This is a genomic window from Bosea sp. BIWAKO-01 (assembly GCF_001748145.1).
Classification (GTDB): Bacteria; Pseudomonadota; Alphaproteobacteria; order Rhizobiales; family Beijerinckiaceae; genus Allobosea.
Genome location: NZ_BCQA01000001.1, coordinates 157,823 through 174,914 on the forward strand (window position 1 = coordinate 157,823; position 17,092 = coordinate 174,914).

Below are 17,092 nucleotides of genomic sequence, written 5' to 3' on the forward strand. Positions count from 1 at the left end.
GGAAATGGCGGCGGCTATAGGGTCGAGCGCGGATCAAGGGCGTCGCGCAGGCCATCGCCGAGCAGGTTGAGGCCGAGCACGGACAGAACGATCGCCAGCCCCGGAAAGATCGTGATCCACGGCGCCTCGCGCATGAAATCGCGGCCCTGGGCGATGATCGCGCCGAAGGAGGGCGCGGGCGGCGGCGGCCCGGCGCCAACAAAGGAGAGCGCGGCCTCGGCCAGGATGGCGACGGCGAAGACATAGGTCAGCCGGACGATCAGCGGCCCCATGGCGTTGACCAGCACATGCCGGAACAGGATCGACAATTCGCCCGCGCCGAGCGAGCGGGCGGCCTCGACATACTCAAGCTCGCGCGCGACCAGCACCGAAGCACGGACGATGCGGGCGGTGTGGGGCATGGTGGCGATCGACAGGGCGATCACGACATTGGTCAGCGAGGCGCCGAGCACGGCGCTGACCACCATGGCGAGCACGATGGAGGGGAACGCCATCAGCGCATCCATCAGCCGCATGATCGGGTTGTCGAAGCGCGGGAAGAACCCCGCGACCGCGCCGATCACGGTGCCGAAGAGGCCGGTGAGAAGGACGGTCGCCGCGCCGATGCTGAGCGAGATCCGGGCCCCGACCATGACGCGGGAGAGAATGTCGCGGCCAAAGTGGTCGGTGCCGAACCAGTGGGTGGCGTTGGGCGGCGTCAGGCGCATGCGGGCATTGCTGCGCAGCGGATCGAAGGGCGAGAGCAGATCAGCCAGCAGTGCGACCAGGACGATCGCGAGCATGATCGCGGCCCCGATCTGGAAGGAACGGCTGCGGGCGAGCCGTCGCAGGCTCGCCTGTCGCGGGCTGAGGGCCGGCTTGTGAAAGGCGATCGTCATGTTCACGACAGCCTCACCCGCGGGTCGACGACTGCGTAGAGAAGATCGACGATCAGGTTGATCAGGAGATAGACCACCGCCAGGAAGAGCAGGCCGCCCTGGAGCACGGGAAAGTCGCGGGAGGCGATGGCGCCGACGATCAGCCGGCCAATTCCCGGAATCGAGAAGACCTGCTCGATGATGACGGCGCCGCCGAGCAGCGCGCCGGCGACGATGCCGATCACCGTCAGGATCGGGATCATCGCGTTTGGCAGGCCGTGGCGCAGCACGATGTAGGCGCGCGACAGGCCCTTGGCATTGGCCGTGCGGACGAAATCCTGGTTCAGCGTTTCCAGCATCGAGGCGCGCGCCATGCGCGCGATGAAGCCGACCTGCACGAGTCCGAGGGTGAAGGCGGGAAGGATGACCGTCTTGAGCCAGCCGAGCGGGTCGGTGCCGAAAGCGGTGAAACCGCCGCTCGGCAGCCAGCCGAGCGAGACGGCGAAGACCAGAACCATCACCAGCCCGAGCCAGAAGTCGGGGACGGAAAGGCCGAGCAGCGCCGTGGTCATGAAGAGCTGATCCGGCCAGCGATTATGAAAGACGGCGGCCGCGACGCCGGCGGGCACGCCGAGCGCGATGGCGATGGCAAGCGCGAAGGTGGCAAGGGACAGCGTCACCGGCAGGCGCTCCAGCAAGGCGCCGGCGACGGAGCGGTTCAGCAGCACGGATTGGCCGAGATCGCCGCTGAGGACGCGCCCGTACCATTCCGCCATCTGCAGCGGCAGCGCCTTGTCCAGCCCAAGCGCCGTACGCAGCGCCGCGACCTGTTCGGGCGTGGCCGAGGCGTCGAGGAAGGCCGCCGCCGTATCGCCGGGAACCAGCCAGATCAGGGCGAAGGACATCAGCGAGACCAGCGCGAGCACCAGGATCGCGCTGGCGATCCGCCGGATCATAAAGCTTGCCATCAGAGCTTCCGCTTGGAGAAAGCGTCGTCACGCGGCCCGCCAGCCCGCCAACGGCGGGCCTGTGTACGGCGGGCCGGTCGGCGGGCGCACGGAATTGCGCGCCTGCAGGCTGGCGTCAGCGCTCGAGCCAGACGCCCCACATGCGCGGGATCCGGTAGGGCTTGAAGTTCTTCAGTTTGGCGGTGCTGATCTGGAAGACGCCGTAATTGCCGGCCTTCATGGCAACCGCGTTGTCATACATATGGGTCTGGAAGCGTTCGAACAGCGCCTTGCGCTTCGCCTCGTCCATCTCGCTGCCGAGCGACGCCGCCAACTCGTCGATGACGGGGTCCTTGGCCTGCTGCGAGAGGCCGTTGACCCAGGGCGCCATGACGGAAGCCGGCCCCTCGAAGGGCTCGATGCCGAAGCCATGGGTCCAGAAGGTCCAGCCTTGCGGGGTGAAGCCGATCTTCGAGACCGTCGGCCAGTCGGCGATCGAGATATCGACCGTGATGCCGATCTCCTTCAGGCGCTCCTGCAGCACGGTCGCCGTGTCGACATTGGCCCGCAGGTTGTCGACGATGAAGGTGGTCTTGCCGCCCTTGTAGGAGGATTTTGCCAGGAGCGCCTTGGCCTCAGCCAGATCGGCCTTGTTGTATTTGGCGGCGCCGGCCGTGCTGTAGAAAGGCGCACCGGGATAGAGCCAGCTCGGATCCATCTGGTTGATGTCGGAATAGGCGATGCTCATGATGTCGTCCATGTTCAACGCGGCCTGGACGGCGAGCCGGAAATTCTTGTCGTTGCCCGGCGCTTCGGCATGGTTGAACTTGATCACCTGCAGGCCGAAGGGCACCACCTTGTGGATCGAAAAGCGCGGATCGCTGCCGAGGCGCTTCGCGGTCGGCCCATCCGCCGTCTCGTTGAACTGGATCTGACCGGATTCGAGCGCTGCGGTGCGCGCGCCGCCCTCCGGCATGAAGCGGAAGGTCACGGTGTCGAGGAAGGCTTCCTTCTTGCCCGCGAAACCGTCGCGCCCCGTGCCGTTCGGATTGGGCACATAGCCGTCGAAGCGGGCGAGCTTCACATGGCTGTCGGGCTTGTACTCGACGAATTTATAGGGGCCGGTGCCGATGATCTCGATCTTGCCGGCCTCTTTCGCCGCCTCGCTCGCCGGATAGATCGCCAGCGGCGCCCGCGGCGAGGAGAGGTTGTCGAGGAAGGTCGCCTGAACCTGCTTCAGCGTGATGGTGACTTCATGCGGGCCGGTCGCCTTGATGCTGTCGATCGCGGAAACCAGCGCGAGCGAGGCGCCGATCTTGCGGTAGCGCTCGAGCGAGGCGACGACGTCATTGGCGTCGAGTTCCTTGCCGTTATGGAACTTCACGCCCTTGCGGATCGGGAAGACATAGGTCTTGCCGTCGGGTGAGATGGTGACGCCCTCGGCCAGCTCCGGCACCGGCTTGGCATTCTCGTCGCGGGCATAGAGCGTCTCGAAAACATGCAGGGTGACGTTCCGAGACGCCTGCGCCGAGGTGATCTGCGCATCGAGCGAAGGCGGCGCCTGGCTGATGCCGATGACGACGTCCCCGCCCTTCTGCTGGGCGGAGGCTCCGGCCTGCATCGACAGGAGCATGATTGCTGCAAGCGCGTGGCCGAGAATGCTGTGCTTTTTCATGCCTGATCTCCCCTTTTTGATTGTTCAGGACGTCACTGGGCAGCGCGGGTCTCGTCGTAATCCTCCATCACCACGGCCACGGCGTCGCCGCGCTGGACGCGGCCCGGACCGGCCGACATCCACAGGACGCCGTCGAGCTGGTAGCGAACCTCGAGCGGTGGCCGGTCGACATCCTCGACGAAATGCAGCAGCCCGGCGAGTTCACCGGCCCGGCAGATATCGCCGACGACATTCTTCGGCTCGAACAGGCCGCCGGAAGGCGCAAAGCTGTATCCGGCGGCGTTGCGGACCATCATGTGGCGGGTGCCTTTCGCCCCATCGCGCTGGCGCGTATCGGGGCTGCCCTCCATCAGTTTGAAATGCTTGAGAATGTTGAGCAGCGCACGGTCGGCGATGCGCACGCCCTCGACATTGACGCGCCCCCAGCCGCCGAGCTCGGTGCCGAGCGAAAGGATGCCCCGGCGCTCGACCGAGGATGTCAGCGTCGCGCCCTCGTCGACGCCCCAGAACACGACATTATAGGGCGCGCCGAAGGCCGCGGCCGCCGCCATGGTGCGCTCCCGGAGCCCGACATCGGCGACGTAATGCATGTTGGTCGACAAGGCGGAGTCGCCGGAATGGCCGGCCGTGTGAAGGTCGACGGAGATATCGACATGCGGCAGCAGCACCGCATCGACGAAATGCGCCAGCATCTCCGAGAAGGTCCCGCGCGGATTGCCGGGGAAGCAGCGGTTCATGTCGCGGTTATCGACCGGCGACAGCCGCGTGTCGTTCATCACGGCCGGGATGTTCAGCGCCGGTATCATGATGACGCGCCCCTGGATCGCGCCAGCATCCAGGCTGCGCGCGAGCCGGGAGATGGCGATCGGACCTTCATACTCGTCGCCATGGACGCCGCCTGTAAACAGCACGGTCGGCCCAGCGCCGTTGCGCACGCAGATGATCGGGATCTCGACCGTGCCCCAGCCGGAGGTGTTTCGCGAGAGCGGCGCCTTCAGGTAGCCGGCCTGGCGCCCTGGCGCATCGAGATCGATCTCGCAGCGAATGCGGCTCTCGGCAACGGTCACCATTCCCACCCCCTCCTTGCTCTTGTAATCGTATGATCGTATACGATTCTACGATTAGTCAAGTGAGGTCGCCGCCGGGCGAGGCAGGATGCAGCAGACAAAAACCATTGCGAGGGCGGAGCCACAGAAGCCGGTATCGCGCGGCACGGGCTGGCTGCCGCTGCAGCCGCAGACCCTGGTCGACCAGGCGATAGAGGCCATCATCGCCGGCGCGGCCGCCGGCCTGATCCTGCCCGGGGACCGGGTCGTCGAGGCCGAGCTCGCCCGCAAACTCGGTGTCAGCCGCGTGCCGGTGCGCGAGGCGCTGCGGCTGCTCGAGAGCCAGGGTGTCGTCGTCAACGAGCCCTACAAGGGCATCCGGCTGCGCCCGGTGACGAATGACCGGGTTGCCGATCTCATCGAAACCCGCATCGCGCTCGAAGCCAGCGCGATGGGGCGAGCGACCGCAGCCGGGCGCAATCGCGGCCACCATCTCGACCCCTTACGCAAGGCGGTCGCGGAAATGGAGCTGATGGCGGCCCGCCACGATGCCTATGGCGTCGCCGCGGCCGACACGCTGTTCCACCGCGCGCTCTGCGAACTCGGCGGCAACAGCGTGACGCTCGATCTCTGGGAGACGCTGTCCAGGCAATTCACCATCATTTTCGGCCTGGCGACCTTCGGCAAGCCGATGCTCGGCGTCGTCGAGGAGCACCAGGATCTGCTCGTGGTGTTCGAGGCCGGCGACATCGCGGCAATCCGCGCCGCGCTGGACGAGCACATCACCGTGATGAACCAGGCCATGGATTACGAAGCCATCATTGCCCGCCGCCGTGCAGAAAGGGACGAAGCGTGACTGTTTCCGAGATAAGCCCTGCCAGGACGACCCCGCGGCCCACCGCCCTCCCCACCTTCAAGATCACACGGATCGAGGCCGCGCCGCTCTTCGGCGAGAGCCCGAAGGGCGGCTGGTCGGCGGAGATCCGGCCCGACGACTCGATCCATGCACTGATCGCCGTCCATACCGACCAGGGGCTGATCGGCTATGGCAGCTCGTTCACGGACGGGAGGCTGGTGCAGGCCGGGCTCAAGGTGCTCGAGCCGCTGTTCCTCGGCGAGGACGCGCTCTCCCCCGACCATCTCAGCGAACGGCTGCACCAGAACACGTTCTGGATGGGCCGTGGCGGCACCCTCACCCATACGATCAGCGGCATCGACATCGCGCTCTGGGACATTCTCGGCCAGGCGACCGGGCTCAGCGTCGGGCGGCTGCTCGGCGGCAGCTATCGCCGCCGGGTGCAACCCTATTGCTCGCTGCTGATGGAAGAACCGGCGGCGATGCGCGAGGTGATCGCGACCTATCGCGACAAGGGCTTCACCGCCTTCAAGATCGGCTGGGGGCCGTTCGGCCGGGCGCTGGACACCCGGCTCGACGAAGCGATCGTGCGGGCGGCGCGCGAGGCCGCCGGCGACAAGGCCAAGCTCTTCGTCGATGCTGGCGCAAGCGATGCGCTCTGGCCGCATGGCTTCAAATGGGCCAAGCGCACCGCGGAAATGCTGGCGGATTTCGATGTCGGCTGGTTCGAGGAGCCGGTGCGCCCCGACGCGATCGAGGAATATCGCGAGCTGCGGCTATGTTCGCCGGTGCCGATCGCGGGCTGCGAGGTGCTGACGCGGCGCCAGGCCTTCCTGCCCTGGCTGGCGCGCGGCGCCGTCGATATCGTGCAGCCCGACGTCACCAAGGTCGGGGGCTTGTCGGAGCAGCGCCGCATCGCCTGGATGGCCGATGATTTCGGCGTGAAATATATCGGCCATGGCTGGAACACGGCGCTCGGCCTCGCGGCCGACCTGCAGATGGCCGCTGCGTTCCCGAGCGCGGATCTGGTCGAGTTCATCGGCGGCAGCCCCTATGTCGACGGCATCCTCGCCGAGCCCTTCGTGCTCGACGGCGAAGGCTGGCTGTCGATCCCCGACCGGCCGGGCCTGGGCGTCAGCATCGACCAGGACAAGCTCGCCCGCTACACGCCGAACCCCGGGCTGCTCTTCGCCTGAGCCAGGCCAGAGGGCAGTGCGGCCAAGGCCCCGACATGCGAAGCCCCGCCGGATCATGTGAAACGGCGGGGCCGAGGCGGGCGCGACACAAGAGCTGGGGGGCTGAAGATGTGCCGCGCTCAGATCAGCTTACGCCGGGCAAGCTGACATTTAGCTGACAGCCCCAAGCGTGCTCCCGCAGTTCACCGCTTGGCGGCGGTTCGCTGACGGAGCGAATCGTGCCTCCAGACCGCTGCCGCTGCGTGCGACGCTTGATCCCAAGGGGTCACGGCGCTAGATGGCGCCGGTCACCAGTTCCCACAGGATGTCTGCAGCCATGGATTTCACCCCGACCGCAAAGCCAGTCCGCCTTGCCTTAGGGGAGATCCGTGTTCATGCCTGCCTCCATCATCCTGTCTCATCTGACGCTGTCCGCACCTGACGGTCGCCGCCTCCTTCCCGACCTCGACCTGAATTTCGGGCCGGAACGCGTTGGTCTCGTCGGCCGCAACGGCATCGGAAAGACCTCGCTTCTCCGGCTGATCGCCGGCGAACTCTCCCCCCAATCCGGACGCGTTTCGGTGAGCGGGACGCTCGGCGTTCTGCGCCAGACCGTCCAGATCAGCCCGAACGAAACGGTCGCAGGACTGTTTCGAGCCACGGACGCGCTGGCGCTCTTGCGCCGTGCCGCGTCGGGGGACGCTGGCATCGACGAACTCGGCGAAGCGGACTGGACGCTTGAAGCGCGCCTGTCTGCAGCTCTCGCTCAGGTCGGGCTCGATGTGCAGCCGGACACGCGCCTGACCGCACTGTCCGGCGGGCAGCGCACGCGGGCCAGCCTCGCTGCGCTCATCTTCGCGGAACCCGATTTCCTCCTGCTGGACGAACCGACGAACAATCTCGACCGGGAAGGCCGGAGCGCCGTGCTCGATCTCCTCGCCAACTGGCGCACTGGTGCCATCGTCGTGAGCCATGATCGCGACCTGCTGGAGACCATGGACGCTATTGTCGAGCTGACCTCGCTCGGCGCGACGCGCTATGGCGGGAATTGGAGCGCCTATCGCGAGCACAGGGCGCTGGAGCTCGCCGCCGCGCGGCACGCTCTCGCAGACGCCGACAAACATGTTGCCGAACTGGCCCGCAAGGCTCAGGCGACAGCCGAACGCAAGGCCCGCAAGGACGGCGCCGGCCGCAGGGCAGGAGCGAAGGGCGGCATGCCGCGGATCGCTCTGGGCCTGCTGAAGGATCGCAGCGAAGACAGCGGAGGTGGCAATGCCCGCCTCGCCGAGGACAGACGCGCGCAGGCCCTGGCGGCCGCGAGTGCCGCGCGCGAGCGCATCGAGATCCTGCAGCCGCTCTCCGTAACCCTGCCCTCGACAGGGCTGCCGGCGAACAGAACTGTGCTGACGATCGATCGCGTCAGTGCAGGCCATCAGCCGGAGCGGCCGATCCTGCGCGACCTCTCGCTGACGGTGACCGGCCCGGAGCGCCTGGCCGTCACCGGCCCCAACGGCTCCGGCAAGACGACCTTGCTTGGGCTGATCGCCGGGCAGTTGCAGCCCTGGGCCGGGAGCGTGCACGTCCTGACCGGGTTCGCCATGCTCGACCAGCGCGTCAGCCTGCTCGATCCAGCGCGCTCGATCAGGGAGAATTTCCTTCGGATCAATCCGCAGGCCGACGAAAATGCCTGCCGAGCCGCGCTTGCCCGCTTCATGTTCAGGGCCGATGCCGCGCTTCAGCGCGTCTCAGAACTCAGCGGCGGACAGATGCTGCGCGCCGGCCTCGCCTGCGTTCTCGGTGGAAGGGCCCCTCCTCCGCTGCTCCTGCTCGACGAGCCGACGAACCATCTGGACATCGACTCGATCGAGGCTATGGAGGCCGGGCTGCGCGCCTATGACGGCGCACTCGTGGTCGTCAGCCACGACGAAGCATTCCTGGAGACGTCGCACATCTCCCGGCGGCTGGAACTGCCGTCGGGGCGCGCGACCACCCTGTCCTAGCGAGCGGAAGCAAGATCAGGGGGCCGCAGGCGCGTGCGCATCCGCGCTTAGACCTCTTCATCTTAAGAGGGCGCCGCTCCGGGTTGCTTCACGGAGGCGATGTCGTTTCGTCGAAGCGGGTCCAGCCTGCCCGCTCATATTCGCCGCGGCGCGCCTTCGCATCGATCGGACCAGCCCCATCCAGGATTTTTTCAATGACTGCAGCATGGGAATCGGAGGTGCGGACCGAGACCATCGTACTGCCGCGCCGGATCGTCTCTGCGTAGAAATGAGCTTCGTCCTCGCTCAGTCCGGCGCCGGTCAGCGTCCCGATCAGGCCTCCGGCCACGGCGCCGGCCGTGGTGCCGACGGCCAATGTGCCGAGCAGCCACCCGGCCGCCAGAACCGGCCCGACGCCAGGCAGGGGGAGCGCTGCCACCCCGGCCAGAAGGCCTGCCCCCGCGCCGACAGCGCCGCCGACCTCGGCTCCCCGGGAGGCATCCTTGCTGATGGTCCCTGGGGGGGAGCGAATGATGCTGATGTCATCTGGCGGCAAGCCTGCTGCCTCAAGTCTCGTGATGGCAGTCTCGGCATCGGCAGGGTCGTCGAATGAGCGGATGATCGTGCGTGTCATAGATCCATCCTCGCTTGATGCGCCTTGGGCTGAACCAGGATTGCGCAGGCTGGTTCCCGGCAGGCGCCTTGGCCCCGTTCAATCGGAACGCAGTCCTGAGCCGAAGGTTCGCGCGACAGGCCAGCCATGCCTGGCGGCTTTCTTGCGAGGCCCGGTGCGTGGGCGTGAGCTGTTCCCGGAATGGAACAGCTCGATGCCGTGAAGACAGCCCATTGGGCACCGGAAACGAGGATCACACCATGCCGGATATGCCTCGCCTGGTCGAAAATACCTCACTGTTTCAGCGGCTTGGCCTTGATCCCGAGCCAGCTCCAGCCAGTACCAATATGGCACAGTTGCTGGCCATACTCGAAGACATGTGCCGCATTCAGAAACAGCACGGCATCCGGCTGATGCTTCTCGAACGCCAGTTGCGCACGCTTCGCCAAAGGGGCGAAGCGGGGCCTTCCAGAGCGCCCCATCCCGAGCGATCACGGCTCGTCGGGCCGCAGCCATAGGCAAAGCGCGCTCACGGCGGTCCAGCGTCCGCCATGTCTCGAACGCCCCCGCGCCTGGCTTTCCGCGGGGGTTTTCGGAGCGAAACCTCGCATCCCGACAGCCAGGCGCCGGCCCGTCGACGCGTCGCGGCCGCCCCGGTTTCGGCGCGCCATTCCTGACCTTTCGCGTGGAGAGCAGGCCAGGTCATGACGCGAAGGTGATCGGCTTCGCGCTCGCTTGCGCTGGCTCGCCGGTGGACTTCGAAGGCGCTGAACCGGTAGGTTGAAGCGGTAAATTCGGGCCTCGGGCGCCCCGAGCGCCGCATCGCGCCACAGTCGAAGGCTGCAGAGATCGAACCCATTGCGAAGGAGGAGACAGTGACCGCCATCATCGTCACGGATCGCAGAGCCGTTCTCACAAGCGTGGCCGCGATCGGGGCCGCACTCCTGTTGCCACGCTCCTTCACGTCCGCCCTCGCACAGTCATCGGCAGGCAGCGCGTTCTCGCCCACCGAAACCATGCCCGGCGGCTCCAACAATTACGTCCCCAACGCGCCGGTGGTGCAGAATCTCGGCACCGGCTTCGTCGCCTCAGGCGTGGTTCGCAGAGCAGGCGACGGCGCACCACTGTCCAATCTCCGCATCCAGATCTGGGCTGCGACCGATCGCGGCGGGGAGCGGGTTCCAAGCAACCGCGGCAGCGTCATGACGGGGCCGGATGGCGCCTATCGGCTCGAGATCTCGCCGATCGTTCCGCAGTTCGGGCAACCCCACATTCACATTGCCTATGATGATCCAGGCTTCACGACGCTGTTCCTGCGACCGGTCCTGAACAGCCGGCATGATACGAGCCTCACGGCCGACTTCGTCCTCGCGCCCGCCGCTTCGAATGAGCCGCGCCGGAGCTGACGGAAGCCGCCGCATCGCGGCATGGATCCTGGTCGCGGCCATAGCTGCCGTCCCGGTCATCGCCGCTGGGCTAAGCCCTTTGCTGGGCGGGCGAGAACTGCTCTGGCTCACTGGCGGCATGGCCGGGGTCGTGGCGCTGAGCCTGCTTTTCGTGCAGCCCCTGCTGATGGCCGCCGCGCCGCCGCTGCTTTCGGCAAGGGACGGCGTCCAATGGCACCGCCGATGCGGCATGGCGATCGTCGCCTTGGTCGCGCTGCATATCGGTGCGCTTTACCTCTACAGCCCCGAAGATGTGACCGATGCGCTGCTGCTGGTCGCGCCAACGCCGTTCTCGCTCTATGGGGTGATCAGCCTGTGGTGTTTGGTGCTGACGGCCGCGCTCGCGGCGACCCGGCGTGCGCTACGGCTCGACTATCGGCTCTGGCGCATCCTGCACAGCGTTCTGGCGGTCGCGGTCGTCGGCGCCGGCGCGATCCACGCCATTCTCATCGAAGGCGCGATGGAGGAATACTCCAAGCTGGCGATCTGCATCGCGGCCATGGCCGCGACGACGGCCGGCGTGCTTGAAGTCAATGTGCTGGCGCCCTGGCGTCGCCGCCGGGCCGTGAGAGACACATAAGCCAGGCCCAGCCACGCTTCACGCCCGCGGCTGCGGCTGCGGCAGGATCGGCAGGCGCCTCAGACCGGGCGGGAGCGGAACTGTTCCGCCATCCAGTCGATGACGACGCGCACGCGCGGCGAAAGCTGGCGCGTATGCGAATAGAGCACATGGACGGGCAACGGGGTCGGAGGAAAATCCGCCAGGATCTCGACAAGGGCGCCGCTGGCCAGTTCGGGCGCGACGCGGTAGCGCGGGACCTGGATGATCCCGAGGCCGAGGCAGGCGCAGGCGACATTCGTCTCGGGGCCGGTCACGGTCACCACGGAAGGCGGGGTGACCTGCCGTTCCCGGCCGCGCTCGGTGAAGACCAGCGGACTGACGCCGGCAGCATCGGGAGCGACCAGGCCGATGATGCGATGCTGCTCCAGATCGTCCGGCGTCCGCGGCTCGCCGAACCGTTCGAGATAGGAGAGGCTCGCGAAGGTGCCGCGGCCGAGCTCCGCGAGCTTGCGCCGGATCAGGGCGCTATCGGCAAGCGGCCCGGCCCGCAGGATGCAGTCGACCCCTTCCCGAACGAGGTCGAGAGCCTGATGCGCCTCGCCGATATGCAGGCGGATGCCGGGATAGGTCTCGAGAAAGCGGCCGAGCCCCGGCAGCAGGAAATGCCGGGCCTGCGTGCCATGGACATCGATCCGCACCAGGCCGCTCGGTTTCGCACCGGCAAAGGCCCCCTCCGCATCCTCAAGATCGGCGATCAGCGCCAGGCAGCGCCGGTAATAGGCCTCGCCGTCCAGCGTCGGGCTGACCTGTCGGGTCGTCCGCTGCAGCAGGCGCACGCCCAGCCTCGCCTCCAGCCCCTTGACCGCATCGGTCACCGATGAGCGCGGCAGGCCGAGATCCTCGGCGGCCTGCGTGAAGCTGCGGCGCTCCACGATCCGGGTGAAGACCCGCATGGCATCGAAGCGATCCATTATTCACCCATTCGAACAGTGATGCCGGATAATGGCTGATTATCCAGAGCAAGGGAACGTCCATTCTCTCCTCACAGCCGCCGGACACCGGCAGTGAGCCAAGGAGAAAGAGCATGACGAACCCGAGCAGCAAGGTCGCGATCGTGACGGGCGCCTCAGGCGGCATCGGCGCTGCGGTTGCCGAGCGTCTCGCCAGGGACGGCTTCACCGTGGTGGTGAACTATGCCGGCAATGCTGCGTCGGCCGAGGCGCTCGTCGCCCGGATCGAGGCCGCTGGCAGCCGCGCCGTCGCTGCCCAGGCCGATATCGCGGATGTCGAGGCGGTGCGCCGCATGTTCGACAGCACTGAAGCCGCCTTCGGCGGCGTCGATGTGCTGATCAACAATGCCGGCATCATGACCCTGGCGACGATCGCCGACAGCGACGACGCCCTGTTCGAGCGCCAGATCGCGGTCAATCTGAAGGGCACCTTCAACACCCTGCGCGAAGCCGCCCGGAGGCTTCGCGATGGCGGGAGGATCGTCAATTTCTCCTCCAGCGTCACCGGCCTGCTGCAGCCGGGCTATGGCGTCTATGCCGCGACCAAGGCCGCGGTCGAGGCCATGACGAGCATCCTCGCCAAGGAGCTTCGCGGCCGGTCGATCACCGTCAACGCGATCGCGCCCGGCCCGACCGCGACGAAACTCTTCCTCGACGGCAAGTCGCAGGAGGTGATCGACCGCCTCGCGAAGCTTGCCCCGCTCGAACGCCTCGGCCAGCCCAGGGACATCGCGGATGCCGTCGCCTTCCTGGCAGGGCCGGACGGCGCCTGGATCAACGGCCAGACGCTGCGCGCCAATGGCGGGATCATCTGACCCCGCCATTGGCCCGCACGTACCGCAGACGTTCGGCGACCCAGGATCGGCACATGGTCCGGAACCGCTGCGCTCCGGCCTGCGCTCATCAGCCCATCACGGCCTTCGGTTCAAGATAGGCCTCGAGCCCGAACACGCCGTTCTCGCGCCCGATACCGGATTGCTTGAAGCCGCCGAACGGCGCCAGCGGCTCCATGGGGGCGCCGTTGATGACGACGCGCCCGGCGACCAACTGGTCCGCCACGGCCTGCGCGCGGGCCGGATCGGAGCCGGCGACATAGGCATGGAGGCCATAGTCGGTGTCGTTTGCGATCGCGATCGCGTCAGCCTCGGTTCCATAGGGGATGATCGACAGGACCGGCCCAAAGATCTCGTCGCGCGCAATGGTCATGTCGTTACGGACATCGGTGAAGACCGTCGGTCGCACGAACCAGCCATCCTGCGTCCCATCAGGGCGTCCTTCGCCCCCGATCAGAAGCGTCGCCCCTTCCTCCCGCCCCTTGCGGATATAGGACTGGACGCGGTCCCATTGCCGTTGGCTGACCATCGGGCCGATCGTGGTCTCCGGATCGCGCGGGGCGCCCGACCTGACCGCGCCGACCGCCGCCTTGATCGCCGCCTCGAACTCCGCGAGCCTCGCCCGCGGCACCAGGATGCGGGTGCCGGCGATGCAGGCCTGGCCGCTGTTCATGAAGCCGGCCGTCACCGCGAAGGGCACCGCCTCAGCGAAATCGGCATCGTCGAGAATGACCATCGGCGACTTCCCGCCAAGTTCGAGCGTCACCCGCTTCATCGTTTCGGCGCCGGCGCGCAGGATCGCGCGGCCGGTCGCGGTCGACCCCGTGAAGGAGACCTTGGCGATGTCGCGATGCGCGCTGATCTCGGCCCCGACGACCTCGCCGCGGCCATTGACGATATTGAACACGCCGGCGGGAACGCCGGCCTCATGCAGGGCTTCGGTCACGATCTTCGTCTGGATCGCACTCATCTCGCTGGGCTTGATCACGGCCGTCGAGCCCGAGGCGATCACCATGGCGAGCTTGTTGCAGATAAAGCCGGCATTGGCGTTCCAGGGCGTGATCAGCCCGACGACGCCGAGCGGCTCCATCGTCACCTTCGCCGAACCGATCCGTCGGGTGAATTCATAGGTTTCCAGCATCTGCGCCGCGAGCCGGAAGCCACCGACCGCATAATCCGACATCCACTCCGCCCGGGACGTGGGCGCCCCATATTCCTCGATCACGGCCTCGGTCAGATCGGCGCCGCGCGCCTGCATCGCGTCGGCCAACCGGTTGAGCAAGGCGATGCGCTCCTGCCTGGAGCTGCGCGAAAAGGCGGGAAAGGCACGCTTGGCGGCTGCGATCGCCGTGCGGGTGTCGATCTCGTCGCCGAGCCGGACCTGACCGATCACGCGGCCGGTCGCGGGGTTGTGGAGGTCGAAGAGTTCGGTTCCGTGCGGTGTGACGAACGCCCCGTCGATATAGATCGTGTCGATGGTCTTCATGGCTGGCCTCCGGTGCCTCGGGTTTGATGAAGCCGAGATAGGCCGCTAGGATCGATTGGATAATCAGGATAAACCGGCATGAAGTGATGCAGAATTCGGGACAATGAAGACAGGCCTCGGCGAATACGACGCGGTTGCCGCCGTTGCGCGGCTCGGCAGCTTCCGGGCAGCCGCAACCGAACTCGGCATGTCCTCCTCGGCGCTGAGCCACGCGGTGGCGGCGCTGGAGGCGCGGCTCGGCGTACGGCTGTTCAATCGAACGACGCGAAGCGTTGCGATGACCGATGCCGGCGAGCAGTTCATCGCCCGGATCGCTCCCGCGCTCGTCCAGATCAGCGGCGCGATCGAGGGCATCAACAGCCACCGGGAGACCCCGACCGGCACGCTGAGGATCAACACATCGGCGGGCGCGGCGCGGATGATCCTGACGCCGCTGATCCTGGACTATCTCAGGCGCTACCCGGACATGAACGTCGTGCTCGTCACCGAAGGGCGCCTGGTCGACATCGTCGGACAGGGCTTCGACGCCGGTATCCGGCTGGCGGAGACGGTCCCGCAGGACATGATCGCGGTTCCGATCGGCCCCGCCTTGCGACAGGTCGTGGTGGGATCACCGGGCTATTTCGAGGGGCGCACCCAGCCTGTCGTGCCGGGCGATCTGCTCCAGCACCAATGCATTCGCGCCCGGATGGCGAGCGGGGCGATCTATCACTGGGAGTTCGAGCAGCGCGGCGAGCAGGTCGAGATCGATGTGCCGGGATCGCTCACCCTCGACGAAATGACCCTGATGCTGGAGGCGACCCTGGCCGGAGCCGGTCTTGCCTATCTCAGCGAATGGTCCGTCGCACCGCATATCACTTCGGGGGCACTGATCCCGGTGCTGGGGGACTGGAGCCCGCCCTTTCCCGGCCTCTGTCTCTACTATCCCGGTCGCCGGCACGTCCCGGCGGGGTTGCGCGCGCTGATCGCATTGATCCGTGAGACGAATGAAAGAGGGCGTCCCTGAGGGCGGGGCCTCAGGCGGCCACGGCGATCCGTTCCACCTTGATATCGCTTTCATGGGCCCTGGCCACGGCGAGATCATGCGCGGCCTGCATCCGCAGCATCGTATCGGCGCGCACGCCGAACGCCTTCTCGAAGCGGATCGCCATCTCGGCCGACAAACCGGCCTTGCCGTTCAGAAGGTTGCTCATGGCCTGGCGGGTCACGCCCAACTTCTCCGCAGTGACGGTTACGCTCAGCCCATGGGGTTCGACGAACTCGGTCTTGAGCCAAGCGCCGGGATGGACGGCGAAGCTCGGGTGAAGCTTGATGGCCATCAATGATAATCCTCCAGATCGATATCCTCGATCGCGCCGACCTCGTTGATGCGAAACGTCATGCGCCAGTCCTTCGTGACCGTCAGCGACCAAACGCCGGGGCGATCGCCAGTCAGCAGGTGGGCACCGAAATTGGGCGGGATGTTCAGCTCTTCGGCAGTGTCGATCACGGCCAGATAGGCCAGCATATTCCGGAGTCGTCCGACAAGGTTCCCAGGCAACCCCTTGGCTCTGCCCGTCTCCGCAAATGACCGGAGCGCCTTATGCCTGATGCTCTCGATGTCCACATCGCTCACATAGGCCCGACGCCGTCGCGCGTCAAGTTACACTTGACATGCCGATGCAAGTTGCTGCTCGCTTTTGAACGTGCCGTCCCGCCGAGGAGGCATCGCCCAAACGCCGGAAGCCGTCACACGGCTGCAATTGACGTGGCGCCGATCTTGCTCCCGACCGCGCACTGGTCTTGGCAGCCGCCGGTCGGGTGTGTTCCGCGAAGCCCTGCGATACGACGCCGACGCCACCGGCGGACTGAACGCTGCGCAGGGTGCCTGTCAGCCCATCGGCCAGCAACGTCTCGCGCTATGCGTGCGACGACCGCTGCGCCGCACCTCCATGGATACAACGCCGCGCCGTTCGCGACATCGTGTCATCGCCCCTTCACCCCAATTGGCGCGAATGGGATCGCGACATCACGCATCGATCACATGGTCGCGCGGTGAGCGCTATGCCCGTAGAAGAATAGCGACCTCGTCGCTAGCTTGTTCCGGAACACAGGAATCGTCCCGGAGCGGGAGACCAGCACCATGATGACACGGCGACATATCCTGCTGAGAAGCGCAGGGCTTGCGGCGGCATCATCGCCCTTGCTTGCCCTCATCGCGCGGTCCGAGGTGACGTTTCCCGTTACCCATACCGACGCCGAATGGCGCCGCCTGCTCAAGCCCGAGCAATACGCCGTCCTGCGGCAGAGCGGCACGGAGCGCCCCTATACGAGCCCGCTTCTGGCCGAGAAGCGCCGTGGCGACTTCGCCTGCGCCGGCTGCGACCAGCCGCTTTTCTCCTCGACCACGAAATATGACAGCGGCACCGGCTGGCCGAGCTTCTGGGCTCCTCTCGACAAGGCGGTCGGCACCGAGACCGACAACTCGCTCGGGATGCAGCGCACGAGCGTGCATTGCAGCAGCTGCGGCGGCCACCAGGGCCATGTCTTCAACGACGGCCCGAGGCCGACCGGCCTGCGCTACTGCATGAATGGCGTTTCCATGACCTTCAAGCCGACGGCGGCCTGA

Annotated in this window: 18 protein-coding genes; 8 read left to right on the forward strand and 10 right to left on the reverse strand. The window is 66.7% G+C overall.

Annotated elements, in window-relative coordinates; translation table 11 throughout:
* Positions 1 to 14: 14 nt before the first annotated feature.
* The 4 genes from BIWAKO_RS00750 to BIWAKO_RS00765 all read right to left on the reverse strand — a co-directional run bounded on the left by BIWAKO_RS00750 (position 15) and on the right by BIWAKO_RS00765 (position 4,549).
* On the reverse strand, positions 15 to 878 hold the full coding sequence (locus BIWAKO_RS00750; protein ID WP_069882046.1) for an ABC transporter permease: 864 nt from the start codon (positions 876 to 878) through the stop codon (positions 15 to 17).
* A gap of 2 nt (positions 879 to 880) precedes the next feature.
* Positions 881 to 1,825, reverse strand: coding sequence for an ABC transporter permease (locus tag BIWAKO_RS00755; RefSeq protein WP_069876913.1), 945 nt, complete (start codon positions 1,823 to 1,825; stop codon positions 881 to 883).
* Positions 1,826 to 1,940: 115 nt separating this feature from the next.
* Positions 1,941 to 3,479 (reverse strand): ABC transporter substrate-binding protein, encoded by a 1,539-nt coding sequence (locus tag BIWAKO_RS00760; protein ID WP_069876914.1) that lies wholly within the window; start codon positions 3,477 to 3,479, stop codon positions 1,941 to 1,943.
* A 32-nt stretch (positions 3,480 to 3,511) separates the two neighbouring features.
* Positions 3,512 to 4,549, reverse strand: a complete 1,038-nt coding sequence (locus tag BIWAKO_RS00765; protein WP_069876915.1) for a succinylglutamate desuccinylase/aspartoacylase family protein — start codon at positions 4,547 to 4,549, stop codon at positions 3,512 to 3,514.
* Positions 4,550 to 4,634: 85 nt separating this feature from the next.
* Here BIWAKO_RS00765 and BIWAKO_RS00770 point away from each other — a divergent pair, with 85 nt between their 5' ends.
* The 3 genes from BIWAKO_RS00770 to BIWAKO_RS00780 all read left to right on the forward strand — a co-directional run bounded on the left by BIWAKO_RS00770 (position 4,635) and on the right by BIWAKO_RS00780 (position 8,556).
* The gene (locus tag BIWAKO_RS00770; RefSeq protein ID WP_084651091.1) at positions 4,635 to 5,381 is read left to right on the forward strand and encodes a GntR family transcriptional regulator; all 747 of its coding nucleotides are present in this window, start codon (positions 4,635 to 4,637) and stop codon (positions 5,379 to 5,381) included.
* Positions 5,378 to 6,577 carry a mandelate racemase/muconate lactonizing enzyme family protein gene (locus tag BIWAKO_RS00775; RefSeq protein WP_244523331.1) on the forward strand — a complete coding sequence of 400 codons (1,200 nt, stop codon included), beginning with the start codon at positions 5,378 to 5,380 and terminating at the stop codon, positions 6,575 to 6,577. Before BIWAKO_RS00770 ends, BIWAKO_RS00775 begins: the two co-directional genes overlap by 4 nt.
* A 374-nt stretch (positions 6,578 to 6,951) precedes the next feature.
* Entirely contained in the window at positions 6,952 to 8,556 is a 1,605-nt protein-coding gene (locus BIWAKO_RS00780; RefSeq protein ID WP_069876916.1) for an ABC-F family ATP-binding cassette domain-containing protein, read from the forward strand.
* A gap of 88 nt (positions 8,557 to 8,644) precedes the next feature.
* On the opposite strand, the gene BIWAKO_RS00785 is transcribed toward BIWAKO_RS00780, so the two are convergent.
* Positions 8,645 to 9,169, reverse strand: coding sequence for a hypothetical protein (locus tag BIWAKO_RS00785; protein ID WP_069876917.1), 525 nt, complete (start codon positions 9,167 to 9,169; stop codon positions 8,645 to 8,647).
* A 272-nt stretch (positions 9,170 to 9,441) separates the two neighbouring features.
* A complete protein-coding gene (locus BIWAKO_RS35825; RefSeq protein ID WP_176733233.1) occupies positions 9,442 to 9,597 on the reverse strand; it encodes a hypothetical protein in 156 nt (51 codons plus the stop codon).
* A gap of 426 nt (positions 9,598 to 10,023) precedes the next feature.
* Between BIWAKO_RS35825 and BIWAKO_RS00790 the strand changes: the two genes are divergently transcribed.
* Both BIWAKO_RS00790 and BIWAKO_RS00795 read left to right on the forward strand, forming a co-directional pair.
* Entirely contained in the window at positions 10,024 to 10,554 is a 531-nt protein-coding gene (locus BIWAKO_RS00790) for a peptidase associated/transthyretin-like domain-containing protein (RefSeq protein ID WP_069876918.1), read from the forward strand.
* Positions 10,535 to 11,173, forward strand: a complete 639-nt coding sequence (locus BIWAKO_RS00795) for a ferric reductase-like transmembrane domain-containing protein (RefSeq protein WP_069876919.1) — start codon at positions 10,535 to 10,537, stop codon at positions 11,171 to 11,173. Before BIWAKO_RS00790 ends, BIWAKO_RS00795 begins: the two co-directional genes overlap by 20 nt.
* Before the next feature lie 59 nt (positions 11,174 to 11,232).
* Here BIWAKO_RS00795 and BIWAKO_RS00800 read toward each other — a convergent pair whose 3' ends face one another.
* A complete protein-coding gene (locus BIWAKO_RS00800) occupies positions 11,233 to 12,126 on the reverse strand; it encodes a LysR family transcriptional regulator (protein WP_069876920.1) in 894 nt (297 codons plus the stop codon).
* A 113-nt stretch (positions 12,127 to 12,239) separates the two neighbouring features.
* Between BIWAKO_RS00800 and BIWAKO_RS00805 the strand changes: the two genes are divergently transcribed.
* A complete protein-coding gene (locus tag BIWAKO_RS00805; RefSeq protein WP_069876921.1) occupies positions 12,240 to 12,980 on the forward strand; it encodes an SDR family oxidoreductase in 741 nt (246 codons plus the stop codon).
* 88 nt (positions 12,981 to 13,068) lie between these two features.
* On the opposite strand, the gene BIWAKO_RS00810 is transcribed toward BIWAKO_RS00805, so the two are convergent.
* The gene (locus tag BIWAKO_RS00810) at positions 13,069 to 14,484 is read right to left on the reverse strand and encodes an aldehyde dehydrogenase family protein (RefSeq protein ID WP_069876922.1); all 1,416 of its coding nucleotides are present in this window, start codon (positions 14,482 to 14,484) and stop codon (positions 13,069 to 13,071) included.
* 103 nt (positions 14,485 to 14,587) lie between these two features.
* Between BIWAKO_RS00810 and BIWAKO_RS00815 the strand changes: the two genes are divergently transcribed.
* Positions 14,588 to 15,490, forward strand: a complete 903-nt coding sequence (locus BIWAKO_RS00815; protein WP_069876923.1) for a LysR family transcriptional regulator — start codon at positions 14,588 to 14,590, stop codon at positions 15,488 to 15,490.
* Between the two features lie 10 nt (positions 15,491 to 15,500).
* Here the strand turns inward: BIWAKO_RS00815 and BIWAKO_RS00820 are convergent, their stop codons facing one another.
* Positions 15,501 to 15,803: a HigA family addiction module antitoxin gene (locus tag BIWAKO_RS00820; RefSeq protein WP_069876924.1), complete on the reverse strand. Its 303-nt coding sequence runs from the start codon at positions 15,801 to 15,803 to the stop codon at positions 15,501 to 15,503.
* Positions 15,803 to 16,099: a type II toxin-antitoxin system RelE/ParE family toxin gene (locus BIWAKO_RS00825; RefSeq protein ID WP_371331709.1), complete on the reverse strand. Its 297-nt coding sequence runs from the start codon at positions 16,097 to 16,099 to the stop codon at positions 15,803 to 15,805. Before BIWAKO_RS00825 ends, BIWAKO_RS00820 begins: the two co-directional genes overlap by 1 nt.
* Before the next feature lie 510 nt (positions 16,100 to 16,609).
* Between BIWAKO_RS00825 and msrB the strand changes: the two genes are divergently transcribed.
* Entirely contained in the window at positions 16,610 to 17,092 is a 483-nt protein-coding gene (gene msrB / locus BIWAKO_RS00830; protein ID WP_371332147.1) for a peptide-methionine (R)-S-oxide reductase MsrB, read from the forward strand.

Coding starts and splice junctions, on each gene's coding strand:
- BIWAKO_RS00780 (WP_069876916.1), top strand. CDS start 6,952: ATGCCTGCCTCCATCATCCTGTCTCATCTGACGCTGTCCGCACCTGAC.
- BIWAKO_RS00810 (WP_069876922.1), bottom strand. CDS start 14,484: ATGAAGACCATCGACACGATCTATATCGACGGGGCGTTCGTCACACCG.
- BIWAKO_RS00785 (WP_069876917.1), bottom strand. CDS start 9,169: ATGACACGCACGATCATCCGCTCATTCGACGACCCTGCCGATGCCGAG.
- BIWAKO_RS00770 (WP_084651091.1), top strand. CDS start 4,635: ATGCAGCAGACAAAAACCATTGCGAGGGCGGAGCCACAGAAGCCGGTA.
- BIWAKO_RS00805 (WP_069876921.1), top strand. CDS start 12,240: ATGACGAACCCGAGCAGCAAGGTCGCGATCGTGACGGGCGCCTCAGGC.
- BIWAKO_RS00800 (WP_069876920.1), bottom strand. CDS start 12,126: ATGGATCGCTTCGATGCCATGCGGGTCTTCACCCGGATCGTGGAGCGC.
- BIWAKO_RS00765 (WP_069876915.1), bottom strand. CDS start 4,549: ATGGTGACCGTTGCCGAGAGCCGCATTCGCTGCGAGATCGATCTCGAT.
- BIWAKO_RS00820 (WP_069876924.1), bottom strand. CDS start 15,803: ATGGCCATCAAGCTTCACCCGAGCTTCGCCGTCCATCCCGGCGCTTGG.
- BIWAKO_RS00815 (WP_069876923.1), top strand. CDS start 14,588: ATGAAGACAGGCCTCGGCGAATACGACGCGGTTGCCGCCGTTGCGCGG.
- BIWAKO_RS00760 (WP_069876914.1), bottom strand. CDS start 3,479: ATGAAAAAGCACAGCATTCTCGGCCACGCGCTTGCAGCAATCATGCTC.
- BIWAKO_RS00795 (WP_069876919.1), top strand. CDS start 10,535: ATGAGCCGCGCCGGAGCTGACGGAAGCCGCCGCATCGCGGCATGGATC.
- msrB (WP_371332147.1), top strand. CDS start 16,610: ATGACACGGCGACATATCCTGCTGAGAAGCGCAGGGCTTGCGGCGGCA.
- BIWAKO_RS00755 (WP_069876913.1), bottom strand. CDS start 1,825: ATGGCAAGCTTTATGATCCGGCGGATCGCCAGCGCGATCCTGGTGCTC.
- BIWAKO_RS00750 (WP_069882046.1), bottom strand. CDS start 878: ATGACGATCGCCTTTCACAAGCCGGCCCTCAGCCCGCGACAGGCGAGC.